Origin of the sequence: Bradyrhizobium manausense (assembly GCF_018131105.1) — a bacterium.
GTDB lineage: Bacteria > Pseudomonadota > Alphaproteobacteria > Rhizobiales > Xanthobacteraceae > Bradyrhizobium > Bradyrhizobium manausense_B.
In genome coordinates this window covers 215193-230416 of record NZ_JAFCJI010000002.1, presented here as the reverse complement: position 1 = coordinate 230416, position 15224 = coordinate 215193, and the positions used below count along the sequence as shown (strand labels likewise).

Annotated in this window: 16 protein-coding genes; 4 read left to right on the top strand and 12 right to left on the bottom strand. The window is 64.5% G+C overall.

What is annotated here, in order from left to right:
- Positions 1-120 precede the first annotated feature (120 nt).
- The 4 genes from JQ631_RS21380 to JQ631_RS21365 form a co-directional block, all read right to left on the bottom strand.
- A complete protein-coding gene (locus JQ631_RS21380; protein ID WP_212328916.1) occupies positions 121-1140 on the bottom strand; it encodes an FUSC family protein in 1020 nt (339 codons plus the stop codon).
- Positions 1141-1202: 62 nt separating this feature from the next.
- Positions 1203-2129, bottom strand: coding sequence for a substrate-binding periplasmic protein (locus JQ631_RS21375; RefSeq protein WP_212328915.1), 927 nt, complete (start codon positions 2127-2129; stop codon positions 1203-1205).
- Positions 2126-2479 (bottom strand): c-type cytochrome, encoded by a 354-nt coding sequence (locus JQ631_RS21370; RefSeq protein WP_212328912.1) that lies wholly within the window; start codon positions 2477-2479, stop codon positions 2126-2128. Before JQ631_RS21370 ends, JQ631_RS21375 begins: the two co-directional genes overlap by 4 nt.
- A gap of 13 nt (positions 2480-2492) precedes the next feature.
- Positions 2493-4157, bottom strand: a complete 1665-nt coding sequence (locus tag JQ631_RS21365) for a methanol/ethanol family PQQ-dependent dehydrogenase (RefSeq protein WP_212328910.1) — start codon at positions 4155-4157, stop codon at positions 2493-2495.
- 331 nt (positions 4158-4488) lie between these two features.
- Here JQ631_RS21365 and lanM point away from each other — a divergent pair, with 331 nt between their 5' ends.
- Positions 4489-4881 carry a lanmodulin LanM gene (gene lanM / locus JQ631_RS21360; RefSeq protein ID WP_212328908.1) on the top strand — a complete coding sequence of 131 codons (393 nt, stop codon included), beginning with the start codon at positions 4489-4491 and terminating at the stop codon, positions 4879-4881.
- Positions 4882-5051: 170 nt separating this feature from the next.
- The gene (gene pqqA, locus JQ631_RS21355; protein ID WP_012029362.1) at positions 5052-5132 is read left to right on the top strand and encodes a pyrroloquinoline quinone precursor peptide PqqA; all 81 of its coding nucleotides are present in this window, start codon (positions 5052-5054) and stop codon (positions 5130-5132) included.
- Positions 5133-5326: 194 nt separating this feature from the next.
- Here pqqA and JQ631_RS21350 read toward each other — a convergent pair whose 3' ends face one another.
- Both JQ631_RS21350 and JQ631_RS21345 read right to left on the bottom strand, forming a co-directional pair.
- Complete coding sequence (locus JQ631_RS21350) at positions 5327-8503, bottom strand: efflux RND transporter permease subunit (protein WP_212328906.1); 3177 nt, start codon at positions 8501-8503, stop codon at positions 5327-5329.
- Complete coding sequence (locus JQ631_RS21345) at positions 8493-9557, bottom strand: efflux RND transporter periplasmic adaptor subunit (RefSeq protein WP_212331484.1); 1065 nt, start codon at positions 9555-9557, stop codon at positions 8493-8495. Before JQ631_RS21345 ends, JQ631_RS21350 begins: the two co-directional genes overlap by 11 nt.
- Positions 9558-9768: 211 nt before the next feature.
- Here JQ631_RS21345 and JQ631_RS21340 point away from each other — a divergent pair, with 211 nt between their 5' ends.
- Complete coding sequence (locus tag JQ631_RS21340) at positions 9769-9978, top strand: hypothetical protein (protein WP_212328905.1); 210 nt, start codon at positions 9769-9771, stop codon at positions 9976-9978.
- 4 nt (positions 9979-9982) lie between these two features.
- On the opposite strand, the gene JQ631_RS21335 is transcribed toward JQ631_RS21340, so the two are convergent.
- From JQ631_RS21335 to JQ631_RS21320, 4 genes are read right to left on the bottom strand one after another with little or no spacing between them, the layout of a single operon-like run.
- Positions 9983-10336 carry a hypothetical protein gene (locus tag JQ631_RS21335; protein WP_212328903.1) on the bottom strand — a complete coding sequence of 118 codons (354 nt, stop codon included), beginning with the start codon at positions 10334-10336 and terminating at the stop codon, positions 9983-9985.
- Positions 10337-10383: 47 nt separating this feature from the next.
- Positions 10384-11094 (bottom strand): ABC transporter ATP-binding protein, encoded by a 711-nt coding sequence (locus tag JQ631_RS21330; RefSeq protein WP_212328901.1) that lies wholly within the window; start codon positions 11092-11094, stop codon positions 10384-10386.
- Positions 11084-11821 carry an ABC transporter permease gene (locus JQ631_RS21325; RefSeq protein WP_212328899.1) on the bottom strand — a complete coding sequence of 246 codons (738 nt, stop codon included), beginning with the start codon at positions 11819-11821 and terminating at the stop codon, positions 11084-11086. Before JQ631_RS21325 ends, JQ631_RS21330 begins: the two co-directional genes overlap by 11 nt.
- Position 11822: 1 nt before the next feature.
- Positions 11823-12803: an ABC transporter substrate-binding protein gene (locus JQ631_RS21320; protein WP_249160859.1), complete on the bottom strand. Its 981-nt coding sequence runs from the start codon at positions 12801-12803 to the stop codon at positions 11823-11825.
- Positions 12804-12890: 87 nt separating this feature from the next.
- Between JQ631_RS21320 and JQ631_RS21315 the strand changes: the two genes are divergently transcribed.
- Positions 12891-13250 (top strand): hypothetical protein, encoded by a 360-nt coding sequence (locus JQ631_RS21315; protein ID WP_212328897.1) that lies wholly within the window; start codon positions 12891-12893, stop codon positions 13248-13250.
- Between the two features lie 186 nt (positions 13251-13436).
- Here the strand turns inward: JQ631_RS21315 and JQ631_RS21310 are convergent, their stop codons facing one another.
- The gene (locus JQ631_RS21310) at positions 13437-14255 is read right to left on the bottom strand and encodes a quinoprotein dehydrogenase-associated SoxYZ-like carrier (protein WP_212328895.1); all 819 of its coding nucleotides are present in this window, start codon (positions 14253-14255) and stop codon (positions 13437-13439) included.
- Positions 14256-14303: 48 nt separating this feature from the next.
- Complete coding sequence (locus JQ631_RS21305) at positions 14304-15185, bottom strand: quinoprotein relay system zinc metallohydrolase 2 (RefSeq protein WP_212331480.1); 882 nt, start codon at positions 15183-15185, stop codon at positions 14304-14306.
- Between the last annotated feature and the right edge of the window lie 39 nt (positions 15186-15224).

Sequence of the window (15224 nt, the reverse complement as noted above, 5' to 3'; positions counted from 1 at the left end):
GGCCACGCGGCGCTGGGGGCATTCCGCTCCAGACCGCGTCCGCATCACCCGCATCCCTGGCACCGAACTGCGTCCATCTGCTGCACGAACCACGGGCGTCCCCAGATCGGATGCCTTGACCTAACCCGATGTCGGGGCTTTTCGCACCACGCGCTGCCAGACGATATCGGTGAGGGCGACCGCGACGAGTCCGAACGCGCCACCGATCATCACATTGGCGACACGCTCCTCGGCAATGCCGCTGGCGCCGCCGGCAAAGGATGCGGCCAATGCAATGAAGAAACAGCGCAGGCCGAAGCCGACGACATAGCGGGAGAACGAGATCAGCGTCAGCGTCGCGGCGAGAACTGCAAGCGCATATCCGACGCGGTTCTGCGTCAGGGCCAGGCCGGCGAGGAAGCCCAGGGGCACGCCGACGAAGGCGCCGATGGCGCGTTGCTTCAGCTTGTCGGTGGAGGCGGAGAGATCGCCGACCACGACGCTCGCAGCCGACCACATCACCCACTGCCCCTGCGCGAGGTTGAGGATCTCGACCAGCGCCGCCGCGGCGAACACCGCCATGGCGGTGGCGGCCGCGGGCAGCAGCCATTCGGTCGCGGGCGGTCCGAACGAGGTCGCGGCCTTGCCGCGCCGCTGGTCGTAAATCTGGATGCCGCAGACCAGCGCCAGCGCGATCGGTGAGGCGACAATGATGATGCCGGCATGACGCAGCGCTTCCGACGCGTCCACGCCCTCGCGGACCTCGCAGGCGAGATAGACCGCCGCGATGAAGACCCAATTGCCGAGCGTGCGGAAGTGCTCGCCATAGCGTGTTGCCGCCACGGCGAGGAAGCCGGTGAGCGCTGTCAGCACCACGAATAGCGGCTTGATCGGTGCGGCGAGGAAGAGCGCGGCGAAGGTCAGGAGGATCGCAATATAGTGCCCCACGATCACTTTTGGCGGCAGATGCAGCCGCAGCGCCGGGATCAGGAGCGACACGGCGATCAGCCCCAAATTGAGCAGCGCCGCTTCGCGCAAGATGAAATAGGCCGCAATGAACGGACCAACGACGATCAGCGCGCGCAGCAGTTCGCGGCTTTTGATCTCGCGGGAGAGGAGATCGCGGAGGCCGGCAGTGGGCGGGGCGGTCGAGGCGTTCACGGGGCCCCCAAGGCCGGATGATTCCGGGCTCACCCCTTGGGCGCCCCGGAATGACAATGAAATCACCGCTGAAGGATCTTCGTCCAGACGTCACCGAGGACCGCCGGCTCCCGCGGCGGCAGATAGGTCAGGCCGGCCTGCCTGCCGAATTCGGCGATCTTGCCTTCGGCGGCAAGATCCGACAGCGCCTTGTTGACGGCTTCGATCAAGGCGGGATCGCTGCCGAGCCCGACATAGCCGCGATTGGCGCCGATGGGATAATAATAGCCCGAGGCCGTGATCGCCATGTCGGGATGCGCGGCGTGATAGGCGTCGTAGCGGGCGAGGTCGATCAGGGTCGCGTCATAGTCGCCGCGATTGAGCGCGCCCAGGAGATCGTCGCGCGCGGGAACGAGATGGGTGATGTTGTCGATCAGCCGTCCCTTGTCGAAGGTCATCAGGATGGCATCGCCGAGAGAGCCGCTTTCAATCGCGAGGCGAAGTCCGGCGAGGTCGCCGATGTCGGCAATCTTGCGCTCGCGCGCCTTCGGTCCGAGCACGACCGTCATCGGCGAATAGACGTAAGGCCTGGTCGGCGCGAGCACGCCGAGGGCGACGCGGCGGCGGCGATCGTCGCGCGTGGCGCCGGCGAAATCCGGCAGGCGCGCCGTCGGCACGCCGGGCTTGACCAGCGAATCCGTCGTCAGCGCATAACCGCCGATCAGCGCGCAGCGTCCGTCGGAGAGCAGGGCGTTGGCCTCGAGTTGTGGGCTGGAATCCTCGTCCAGCTTGCTCTCGAACCATTGAATTTTGAGCGGCCGTCCCATCCGGTCCGCGATCGCCTGCGCGAGCAGCACGTCGAAGCCCGCATCCGGCTTGCCCTTGTGATGCGCCGAGAGCGGCGGGCGATCCTCGTCGAGACAAATGCCGAGGGGATCAGCTGCCCACGCGGCCGTCGCCGGCGCCGCAAGCATCATGGCGAGACCGATCGCTGCGAGCCTGCCTTTCATGGCTTCCTCCGGCTCGAGATGAAGGCCCAGAGATTGCCGATGTCGTCGTCACTCAAGATATCGCCCCAGGGCGGCATCTTGTTGTTCTTGCCGTTCTTCACGGTGGTGACGAAGCGCGTCTTGTCGTCAGGAAAGGCGCGCAGGTCCGGCGTGATGGTGCCGGAGTTCATCAAATTGGGGCCGTGGCAGTGCGAGCATTTTTCGGCATAGGTCGACTTGCCGTGGTCGATCTGCGCCTGCACGGGATTGCCGCTTGAATCATCCGCGGCACGAACGGTCGCCGCAAGCGCGACCGTCAGCACCGCGACGGTGGCGAGGATCGCCACCGTCTTGTGAGCTGTGTCTCTCAACGTGTGTTGCCGTTTACTGCTTCACCGCAAAGACCCACAGCGAGCCGCCCGGCGGCACCTTGGCCAGCCGTTCGTCGCCGGAGAACAGCGAATAGACGCCGCCATAGCCGGAGGTGACGGCGATGTACTGCACGCCGTCCTGCTGCCAGGTTACCGGCTGTCCCTCGATGCCGGAGCCGGTCTGGAACTGCCAGAGCTTCTTGCCGCTGTCGGCGTCGAAGGCCTCGAACTCGCCGGTCAACGCGCCGGTGAAGACGACGCCACCCGCGGTCGACAGCACGCCGGAGAAGCGTGGGATGTCGCTTGCCGCCTCCCACTTCGCCTTGCCGGTCATCGGATCGATCGCCTTCAGGTGACCGCGCGGACCGTCACCCCATTCCCAGGGATCGGTCAGGTCCATGCCGAGATACCATTCACCCTGCTTGAAGGTGGCCGGCTCCGACTTGTACCTGCCGCCGAAGGCGAGCGTGTTGGCGTAGGCGAGGCCGGTCTGCGGGTTGAACGACATCGGCTCCCAGTTCTTGCCGCCGAGGATCGACGGATAGACCACGACCTTCTTGCCCTCGCGCGCGTCCTTGACGACGTCGGTCTCGATCGGCTTGCCGGTCTTCAGATCGACGCCGGTTGCCCAATTCACCTTCACGTAGGGATTGGCCGCGAGCACTTTTCCATTGGTGCGGTCGAGCACGTAGAAGAACCCGTTGCGGTTGGCATCCATCAGCACCTTGGTCGGCTTGCCCTCGACATTCATGTCGGCGAGGACCATCTCGGCCACCGAGTCATAGTCGAACGGATTGTTCGGCGAGAACTGGTAGTGCCACTTGATCTTGCCGGTCTTGGGATCCATCGCCAGCACGGAGCAGGTGTAGAGGTTGTCGCCGGGACGCACGGCCGCGTTGAACGGGCCAGGGTTGCCGATGCCCCAATAGACGGTGTTCAACTCGGGATCATAGGAACCCGTGATCCAGGTCGAGCCGCCGCCGAGCTTCCAGGTGTCGCCCTTCCAGGTGTCGCCGCCGGGCTCGTCCGGCGAGGGGACCGAGTGGGTGCGCCAGAGATGCTTGCCCGTGGCCGGATCCCAGCCGTCGATGAAGCCGCGGGTGCCGAACTCGGCGCCGGAGATGCCGGTGATGACGACACCGTCGGCGACCAGCGGGGCCACCGTCATCGAATAGCCTTCCTTGATGTCGGCCGCCTTCTGCCGCCACAACTCCTTGCCGTCCTTGGCGTCGATCGCGATCACGTTGGCGTCGAGCGTGGTGCGGAACAGCTTGCCGTCGAACAGTGCGGCACCGCGGTTGATGATGCCGCAACAGACGATGCGCGGGGTCTCCGCCGGATATTCGATCTTGGATTTCCAGATCTGCTTGCCGGTCTTGGCGTCGACCGCCATGGTCGCGTTGTGAGAGGTCACGTAGATCACGCCCTGGTACACCAGTGGCTGCGATTCCTCGCTGCGATCGTCGTTGAAGGAGTAGTTCCAGACCGGGACGAGATTCTTGACGGTGTCTTTGTTGATCTGGTTCAGCGTCGAGAAACGCTGAAGATTGTAGCCCATCCCGTAATTGAGAACGTTCGACGTATCGGTTGCACCCTTGACCAACTGATCGGTCGTTTGTGCGCTCGCAACCGAGCATGCGGATATGACGAGGCTCGCGGCCATCGCAAGGCGTTTCATCCGTTCCTCCCAATATGCGCGTCTTTTGACGCTGCGATTGCAACACTCGGCCCGAATGCAAAACCCGTCAATACGAAAGTCGAAGTTCGCTGCCGATATGTTGGACGTCTGACGCCGGTCACCCGACGGAAACCCGACGATCGGTTCTGACTTGTGTGCAGGCGCTGAAAAAATTCCGCCGCATGAGAGGGCAGCGGAGCGTTGAGCGTCTCGGGCCGCCCGAGCTCCCCGGTTGTACGGGACGCGGGTGGCAATCGCGGACTTGAACCGTAGCCGCCTTGAGCCTTTATATCGTTCGATCCCGATCGAATCGGGGCTCGGGGAGATCACAATGATATCGCGTCGCTCAGTTGCGCTTGCGCTCACGTTCGCTGTGCTGTCCGGTCCGGCCTGGTCGGCATCCGCCAGCGCCGTCAAAATGTTCGACACCGACAATGACGGCACGCTCGATCTGGCCGAGGTGAAGAAGGCCGCCGCCGCGCTGTTCGCAAAGCTCGATCCCGACCATGACGGCACGCTCGACGCGCGCGAATTGCGCGGACGGTTAACGGCGAAAGAACTCGCCACTGCGGACCCCGATCACGACGGCACGCTGACGCTCGACGAATATCTCGCCGTGGTGGAGCAGCGCTTCAACGCCGCAAATCCCGACAAGGACGGCACGCTCGACGCCAAGGAGCTGAACTCGCGTGCAGGCCGGGCATTGCTGCGATTGCTGCGCTGAGATCAGCCGCGCTTGACTGGGAGCGAAGGCGATTTGCCCGAGAGTGAAATTTGCGCGTGTTTCGCGATACTTCGCTGTGTTCGCGGTCCGATTCCAGACTTGCACTGGGCCTGACGCAGCCCTAGGTTTTCGCCGGCGCGATGTCGCGCTCAATACTTGGGGAGACCCGAATGGCCTGGAAAGCTCCGAAGATCGTGGAAGTGCCGGTGGGCATGGAAATCAACATGTACGCCTGCGCTGCGCGCAAGTAAGATTGACGAACCTGCCGCGGCTTCGATGGTCAACGCCATCGAAGCCGTTGCTGTGTTTGGGATCGGCATCGCGGCTTGTGATGTGGCCCGTCCCGCCGTTCATTCAGAAGCACATCTGATCGGGCCCGGGCACGGTCCTCTCCCCGCCAAAGTCCACCCCTTGCTTTTCGCCCACCGTCTGCGCTGAAGCCCGGTCAGCGCTGCGCTTGAAGCTTCGCATCATCGCGCGCCCGCGTGCCTTCGGGATGGTTCTTGAACCGCGCGTATCGAAGCGCCAGGGTCGGCAGGACCAGCAGACTAAGTGCCATCGACGTCATTAACCCGCCGAGGATGACGATCGCCATCGGCCCTTCGATTTCACGTCCCGGCTCTCCCGCGCCGATCGCAAGCGGCAACAACCCCAGGCCTGTCACGAGGGACGTCATCAGAATCGGCACGAGACGGTCAGCCGCGCCTTCGATCGCGGTATCGAGGTTCCACACGCGGCCATCGATCAGGACGAGATGTTCGTAGTGCGAGATGATGAGGATGGAGTTGCGCAGCGTGATGCCGAACAGCGTGACAAAGCCGACCATCGATCCGAGCGAAAGCAGGCCACCCGTCAGCGCCAATGCGAACACACCGCCGACGAAGGCAAAAGGCAGATTGATCATGACCAGCAGCAGATTGCGCCAATGGCCGGTGACCATCGCAAGCAGAACGACGATACCCGTTCCGGCCAACAGGGAGTTGACGATGAGATCGCGGCGAGACCGGGCCTGGGCCTCGGCTGCGCCGGCAAATTCGAGGCGGGCACCCGGCGGGAGCGTGACCTCGCGGGCCAGCTTGCGTTTGGCCGCGGCCACGAAGGATTCGAGGTCGCGTCCGCTGACATTCGACGTGACGGTCTGAACCCGCTGCGCGTTCTGGTGCTGGATTTGATAGCGGCCCGAGGTTTCGTAGACGTCAGCGATTTGCTTGAGCAGAATATAAGCGCCGCTCGGCGTGCGTACCGGCAACTCGCCGATCTGGGTAAGCCGCGCGCGGACATGCGCATCGAGAATCACGATGACATTGAAGACGGCATTACCTTCATATCCCTGGCCGACGATGTCGCCCTGATAGGCGGTGCGTACCAGTTCGAGCACCTCGACCGCATCGAGGCCCCAGCGCTGCAGATCGGTCGGGCGAAGCGTCACATTGACCTGCGGCATTCCCGGCGGAGTTCGGCGCTGCACATCGGCCGCACCTCCGACTTCGTCGAGTTCGCGCGCGACGTCGCGCGCGGCGCGGTCGAGTAGGTCGAGATCTGGCCCGTAGATGTTGATCACCACGGCCGCGCTGAATCCGGAGACGGTTTCCTCCACGCGCTCCGTCAAATAGGTCTTGCTCGAGAAGGAAATTCCCGGAAAGTCGGCCAGGGCGGTCCTGATGCGTGCTTCGGTTTGGGATTGCGCCTGACCCGAGAGCTGCGGCTCCAGATCGACCTCGAACTCGCTGGAGTGCGGGCCGACCGTGTCGACACCAGCCTCGGCGCGCCCTGCATGCTGCGCCACCCTGCGGATGCCCGGGATGTGTTGCAGCGTATCCGTGATCAGTTTGCCGATACGAAGGGATTCGTCGAACGAGGTGCCGGGGATCGCCGAGACGTGCAGGATCAGATGGCCTTCGCGCAGATCCGGCAGGAAAGTTCCGCCGAAGAAGGGCAGCATCGCTGCCCCGGCGATGGTGATGGCCGCGGCGGCTGCCATCACCAGCTTCGGGAAGCGGCCGATCCGACGCAGCAAAGCCTGGTAATGGCGACGGGACCACCGGACCGCGGGCGGTCCATGCAGACGTTCTCCGCCGGTTCTGCCGACGAGGAGCAGCATGGAGAGAGCCGGCGTCACCGTGAGAGCGACCGCGAGCGAGGCGATCACGGCGAGGATGTAAGCGATGCCCAGGGGGCCGAACAGGCGGCCCGCAATGCCGGAAAGGGTCAAGACCGGAAAGAACACCAGCAGCACCGCGAACGTCGCATAGGCAACGGCGGTGCGCACCTCGAGGAAGGCGTCGAGCACGACGCGAGCCTCGGGTCTCGGCACCGTCGCGCGGCGATTTTCGCGCAACCGGCGTACAACGTTTTCGACGCCGATGACGGCGTCATCAACGACTTCGCCGATCGCGATTGCGAGGCCGCCCAGCGTCATCGTGTTCAGCGTCTCGCCCATCCATTGCAGCGCGAGCACGGCCGCGATCAACGACAGGGGGATCGCGGTGCAACTGATGATCGAGGTGCGCCAGTCGAACAGAAACAGAAAAAGCACGACGACCACGAGCGCCCCGCCGATCAGGAGGGCGTTGAGGACGTTCTTCGTTGCGGCGTCGATGAAGTTGGCGGGACGGAATATGTCCGCGTGCAGCTTGACGTCGTCGGCTTCAAGGCCGGGGCGCAACTCCTCGAGCGCGGCTTCCGCGCGAAGGGTGACCTCTCGTGTGTTCGCGCCATATTGCTGGCTGACCATGAGCATGATGCCCGGCACGCCGTCGATGAGGGCGGCCCCGATCGGCGGCTCGGGAGCGGTGACGACGGTGGCGACGTCGCCGAGGACTACGCTGGCACCGCCTTCATGCAGAAGAACGGTGCGCGCAAGTTGGTCGGGCGTCAGCGACTGACCCTGGGTTTGCAGGGTGATGCGCTGATTGGCGGTATCGATGAACCCGGCGCCGCGCACGCCCGTAGCCTTGCGCGCGGCAGCCAATACGTCGTTCAGGCCGACGCGAAAGCGGATCAGATCATCCGGACGGACCTGAACCTGGAGAGACCGGACGTCTTTGCCGTAAATGGAGACTTGCGCCACGCCCTGGACGGCCAGCAGCCGTCTCGCCACGGTCCAGTCCGCAATGGTGCGCAGGTCCATCAGCGATCGCTTGCCGGACGTCAGGCCGATGACCAGCACCGTGCCGGCGAGCGGAGTCAACGGCGTCATCGACGGCGGTTGAACGCCTTGCGGCAATCGCGAGGCGACGGCCGCGAGGCGTTCCGTCACCAATTGCCGCGCGCGGTAGATATCGCTGTGCGGCTGGAACACGACGGTCACGACCGAGAGGCCCTGGATGGATGACGAGCGCAGGCTGTCGACGCCGGCCAGGCCGTTGATCGACGTCTCGACCGGCTGCGTGACCAGGATCTCGACATGTTCAGGGCTGAGACCGGGAGCTTCGGTCTGGATCGTCACCTGAGGCGGCGCGAATTCCGGAAAGACGCCGTATTTGGCGTCGCCGAGTGCGAACAGGCCGTAGCCAAGCAGCGCGAACGAAAGCGCAAGCACGATGCCACGGAAGCGAATGGCGAATGCGATGAGAGCGGCTTGCGGCCCTGGCCTGCCTGAGCCGATGTCATCAATCGTCATCGCCGCCCCGAAGCTCGCTCTTGGCCTCCTCGGACAACAGAACCTGCGCCCCGCGCATGACGATTTCGGACCCGGACGGGATGTCGCGGACGACGTAGTCGTCGTCGGAGACCGGCTGATCCATGCTGATGGGGTGCCGTCGGAAGCTGTCGGGCGTCACGCGCAGGTAAACCCACGATCGCCCCTGCCAGCGCACAATCGCGGTGTCCTCGATGAACACGCCCTCATAGGTATTGCCCGACGGCACGTAAACGGTGGTGTTCATGCCGGGCAGCAGCCCGCTGTCGCCGGGCGCAGAGAAAAAATAGCTCAATCCCTGAATCCGAGGGTCGGTGCGCGTTGCCGGGGAGATGTACTGGAGATCGATATTGGCGTTCCGCGTCGGTGCCTGCGCCAGCGCCGTTCCCGGAGTGCCGGTGACGCTTACGCCGGGAGTCAACGTCACCTGAACCAGAAACTGGTCGCGTTCGATCAGTTTGACAACGGCAGGCGAGCGCTCGACGATTCCCCGGCCGATGACCGGCCCCCATTCCTGCTGCGCCGTTGCGGTGAGAGTTCTGAGCTGGGATTCCGCCGCGGCCAGTGCGGCCTTGTCGATCCGCAACGTTCCTTCGGCGGTCTCGGCTTCTTTCTTCGGGAGCGCGGCGGAGTCGACGAGATTCTTGGTTCGGTCGTATGCGCTCTTGGCGACTTCGAGCTTGGCCTGCGCCGTCTGGAGTTGGGCTTGCGCATTGGCGTAGTTGTTTGTGAGCTCCGTGATGCGGGAGATGTCGAGCACGGCGCCATAGGCGCGGAATTGCTCGGGATGGGGTGCCGCCTCCAGAGCCGCGGTTTCGAGTCCGACCTGTGCCTGCTGGCTCGCCGTCAGCTTGACGACCGGCTGGTCGCTGTCTGCGGTGCGGGAAGGCTCGGTGCGGCCCGAATTCGATTTGTCCGGCGGCGTCTCGGCGGCTGCTTGCCGGACGTAACCCGTGACGGCCCAGCTGCCGGCGATGAGCACCAGCACGCAGACTGCGGCCGCGACGCCGCGGCGGGAGGTTTCCGTAAGAGCCATCAGCCTGTTAGCAGTTGTCGGGAACCAGCTTATTGACGAAATGAACGGGCGGCAAGGCGCCGGTTGCACGGTCGTTACCGCGGTGACGGCCGTTACGTGTGGAGCAAAGCCGTGACCGGTCCGGCATGACTCACACCCGTTTGAAACTTCCGGCTGCCCGAGACGTAGGTTTTTATGGTAGTTTCCTTGCGATCCCTGAAGGATGCCCTGCATGAATCCGATCGACCTGGTGGTGACCGTGTGTGCGTTGCTCTCGCCTGCGACCTGCGAGGAGCAGCATCTGGTGTTCAACTTCGGCGGTTCGCCGGCGCAATGCTCCATGGCAGCGCCGCCCTATATCGCGCAATGGATCGGGGAGCATCCGAAGTGGCAGGCAGTGCGCTGGCGCTGCGAATACCCGCACAGGCACGACAAGGCGTGAGCCGTTACTTCGTGCAGTCCTTCAAATCCTTGTCGGCGATCGAGAACACCGCATCGGCCTTGATCTCGATGTCGCGGACCACGCATTGCCGCGAGCTGGGATAGCTGACCTTGGCGTCATAGCGGCCGGGCTCGACGCCGGTGATGCGCAGCCGCTCGTCGTGGTCGACCTCCTTGTCCTTGTCGTTCAGGCACTGGTTCGGACCCCAGTCGGTCTTGCCTGATGGTGCGAGCTGGAATCCGGAGATCGTCTCGCTCGTCAGATTCCAGAGCCGGACGCCCTTGCCCTTGGTCTGCGCAAGCGCCGCACCCGGCATCGCAACCAACAGGATGCCGATCGCAATCAGTTGACGGCGCATGGTGACCTCCCTCGACAATCTCGTTCGACGCAGTTGATCACGAGTTCTCATTTCGATTCAAGCTGCAACGTCGCAAGCTCCGCCCTGATCCGGGCAAGCTCGGCCTCGCTGCGATCTGCGCGCGGAATCGCGATCGGCACCTCCTGCACGATGCGCGCCGGGCGCGGCGACAGGAAGAACAGCCGATCGCCGAGACGGATGGCATCGTCGAGGCTGTGGGTAACGAGCAGCGTCATGACCGAACGGCTCGCGACCAGGGTCGCGATCTCGTCGCGCAGCCGGCCGGCGAGGGCATCGTCGAGCGAGGCGAGCGGCTCGTCGAGCACCAGCAGATCGGGCTCGACTGCGAAGGCGCGGGCGAGCGCGACGCGACGGGCGAGGCCCAGCGACAGTTCGCCGGGGAAATGGCTGCGATGTGCCTCCAACTCGAGGATCTTGAACAGCTCCGACAGCTTGGCATCGGTCACATCAGGCGCGGCCAGGCGCACGTTCTGCTCGACCGAACGCCACGGCAACAGCCGCGGCTCCTGGAACACCATGCCGATCCGCGCCTCGGGCGGACGCGCGACACGGCCATCGTAATCGCGGTCGAGCCCGAGAATGATGCGCAGCATCGTGCTCTTGCCGCAACCTGAGGGGCCGATGAGGACGCCGACCTCGCCGGATTGAAGCGCGAACTTGACCGGCGCCAGCACCTCGTGCGTTCCGCCCGCCGCGCTCCGGTAGGTCTTGCCTGATATCTCGACCTCAAGCCGCACGGGGCCGCCATCGCGTTGCGCGCGCCTCGAACGGTTGCACCAGCGCCGTCTCGATCACGAGCACGACTGCAGCGAAGGTCAGGGAATAGGCGAGCAGGCGCGGCGTGTCGAACAGCTGGAACGCAACGCCGATCTCGAAGCCGACGCCGTTCGGCCGTCCCAGCAGTTCGGCCACCAGCACGATCTTCCACACCAGCGACAGGCCGGAGCGGGCTGAGGCCGCGATATAGGGCGCAAGCTGCGGCAGCACGACATGGCGGAACGCGCGCCAGCGCGGCATCGCAAACACCGTTGCCATCTCGTCGAGCGAACGGTCGAGCGCGCGTGTGCCCTCGCGCAAGGTGACGACCGCGGTCGGCAGCTTGTTGATGGCGATGGCGGCGATCGCGGCGGCCTCGGTCAGCCCGGCCCAGATATAGGCCAGCACGATCACGACCAGCGCCGGCAGGTTGAGCAACAGGATCAGCCAGGGATCGCCGAGCCGATCGGCGAGCTTCACCCGTCCCATCAGATAACCGATGGCGCTGCCTAGCGACATCGCCAGCACGAAAGCGAGCGCGACGCGTGCCAGCGTCGCGCCGAGATGGAGGAACAGCGCGCCGCTCGCGGCCTCCGCGATGATGACGTTGAGCACGGCGGGCGGGGAGGGCAGCTTGGCGCCGCCGACGAACAGCGCGGCTGTCCACCAGATCGCGAGAAACAGGGCAAAGGAGAGAAGGCGCAGCACCTCAGTCTCCGGGGACAGCGTGATAGAACGTGCCGGGATCGAGCTCGGTCGCCGGCCCGACCAGATCGCGTCCGCCGATCTCGGCCAGCACGCGATAGAGCACGCGCGCGTCAGCCTCCTCGTCATCGATGCTCCGGCGCGGAATGCCGTCGCGATAGCGATCGCGATAGGTCTTGAGCATGGCCGGATCGCTCGCGCCGGTGAGCGGAGCGATCTTGTCCCAGGCTGCGTCCGAGGTGACCAGCAATTGCTTGGCCTTGCGGGTCATGGCGATGAAGCGCGCCACGGCGTCGCGATGTTTCGCGGCCCAGCCCTCGTCGAAGACATAGCCGACGGCGGAGACTGCGCCCTTCGCGCCGAGTTTCGGCAAGATGTCCTCGATTCCGGCGAGGCGCCGAAAACCCTTGGCCTCGAGCTGGGCGCAGAAATTCCAGAAATTCAGGCTCGCATCCATCTCGCCGGCGAGCGACTTGGCCGCGATCAGGGGTGGCGCGCCATAGACGATGGTCGCATCCGACTTCAGGTCGATGCCATCCTGCTTCATCCGCGCCTGCAGCAGCAGCCAGCTCTTGTCGATCGGACCGCCGCCGACGGCGAGCTTGCGGCCCTTGAGGTCGGCAAGCGACTTGATCGGCGAGGCCGCGGGCACCATCACGGCACCAAGCGCACTGGAATAGGGATAGAAGGTGAGCTTGGCGCCGAGCGCACGCTCACGGGACACCCACAGCCAGTCCGACAGGATGAGGTCGGCGCTCCCGGCGCGGAGCGCGATCTTGCCGGCTTCGGGGCTCGCTAGCTCGGTGACCTCCAGCGCCAGATCGGCGTCCTTGTCGAGCCCGGCCTCGCGAATGGTTGCCAGTTCCCAGGAGAACGTTCCGGTCTTCTGCACCGCCAGGCGGATGACATCAGCGGCATGAGCCGTCGTGCCCAGCGCCAGCGCCAGCATCATCGCGAGCGCCAATGGTCGTGCCAAAACTCTCATCACCTTGTGAGCCGTTTCCTCTGACAGAGTGCTTTTCAGGACAATAGGCATAGCATAGCTTCCATCGCAACCAGCGGGAGGATGCTCATGAGTTTTGCGGGACAGGTACGACCGATTGTCGCCGCTGTATTTGTGCTCGCGGCAACCGCGTATGCGGCCCGGGCCGAGGAGGCCAATGACTATCCGACCTCGGCGCGCGCGGAATATGTCTATGGCTGCATGAAAGCCAATGGCGAGACGCGGCAGGCCATCGAGCAGTGCTCCTGCTCCATCGACGTGGTCGCCTCCATCGTTTCCTACGAGCGGTATGTCACCGCCGAGACCGCGCTCAGCATGTCCCAGGTCCGCGGCAACCTCGGCACCCAGTTCCGGACATCAGAGCAGGCGAATTCGGCCGTCAATGATTTGCGGCGCGCGCAGGCCGAGGCCGAGGTGAGGTGTTTCTAGCTGTTGCGGCACAGACGGTGCAATCCCTTCTCCCCTTGTGGGAGAAGGTGGCGCGAAGCGCCGGATGAGGGGTTCTATCGGCAAATTCTGGCGAGAGAAGTGTGTGCGGGACAACCCCTCACCCGTCTCGCCGCTATCGCGGCGATCCACCCTCTCCCACAAGGGGAGAGGGGAAGTGAGCCCTGGCTACGTCCCCGGCTTCCCAACGTCCCACTCATTGCGGAACACGTGTCCGTCCGTGTCCTTGGCTTCCGCGCGGAATCGCTTGGCGCCGTTCGAGACATAGGTGAAGCGCAGATTGGGATCTTCCGAGATCGAGATGCCGCCTTCCATCGACAGCACGGGGCTGTCGTCCTGCGTCAGCTTCAGCTGGTTGATGAAGAAAGCGGGAATATAGAGCTGCGTAACCTGGTCCATCTGCAAGCCGGAATTGTTGGGATGGCCGATCATGATCTGGGCTTCGCGGATGCGGCTTGCCGGCGCGTCCTCGCGTGCGAATTGGCGGTAGCGCATCTGGCCGAGGTGGTTGTTGGCCTCTTCGGCATTCTTGCCGGCCGGTGCCGAACAGCCGCCTGATGCCTTCACATAGACTTTCGAGACGTAGAGCTGGCCGTCGCTGAGCTCGGCCACCGCATGGACGTCAGTGTAATTGTTGACGCGCACGCGCGTGGAGATTTCGGTGACGTTGGCATCCGGACCGAGCTCGAATTTTGCCGCCATCGGCGCCGGGTTGCGGTCAATCACCAGCGTGATCGAGCGGATGCGCCTGCCGTCAGCGGGCGACAGCTTGCTGCGCAGGGTCACCGGCACGATCGCCGCGTCCTCCGCGCGATAGGGCATCTCGATCGCGATGACGTCGTTGCCGTCGTTCATCGGACGGTTGTTGAAGATGTCCTGCACCAGGCCCGGCCATGGGTCGTAGGCCTCTTCGGCGCTCGCAGGCAGCGCAAAGGCGATGCCGAGCAGCGCGGCGATCAGGGGCAGGCGGCGTGTGCATCCCATCATGGTCGTGGTCTCGCACGGGCGAAGCAATCACCTAACGTAGCGCGCCCGCTACTCCCATTCAATTTCAGAAAATGCTGCGGTTGCGTTGCGGGCGTTATAATCATCGAACAGTTCCCAATGCGGCCGCTCCGTGGCCGCGGCCTTGTCGGCGGCGGTCCGGATCGGCTCGCCCTTCTTGTTCGAGGTACGGACGTCCGACAGCAGCGTCGAGAGATAACGCCGCTCATCCGCTAGCGCGGCAGGCCAATCGCTCACAGGGCCGTGACCGGGAACGACGCGAACCGCGGGAATGGCCTCGAGATCCTTCAGCAGAGCAAGCCAGCCGCGGATGCTGCCATCCATCACCGGAATATGGCGGAGAAACACCAGATCGCCGGCGAACAGCGTTTTCGTCGTCTCGTCGAACACCGTCAGATCGTTGTCGCTGTGCGCGGCCGGCCATGCCCGCAAGGTGATCTGGCGCGATCCGAGGTCGAGCGTCATCGTGTCCTTGGCCAGCAGGGTGGGCGGAACGATCTTCACGGGATCGATCAGTTCGGCGCCCATGATGCGCCGGAAATTATCGAGATAATACGGCCCACGCGTCGCCAGCGCCTGCGGCAGCTTGCTGTGGCCGACGAAGCTGGTTCCGTCTGCGACGAAAGCGGCATTGCCGAAGACATGATCGGGATGGCCGTGGGTGTTGATGACATAGCGGATCGGCTTCCTGGTGCGGGCCCGCACCGCCGCCAGCAACGCCTCGCCTTCGCGAAGGCTGCCGCCGGTATCGATCACGGCCACTGCATCCTCGCCGATGATGAAGCCGACATTGGCAATATCGCCCTCGTTCTCGCGGGTCATCAGGGCGATGGTCCCGGAGTGCACGAAGATTCCGCTCGCCACTTCGCTCACAGGCAATTCGGCCGCCCCGGCGCGTGCTAGCGTCGCCATCCCCAGCAGGGACAGGGCTGCGATCTTTGACGTGAGATG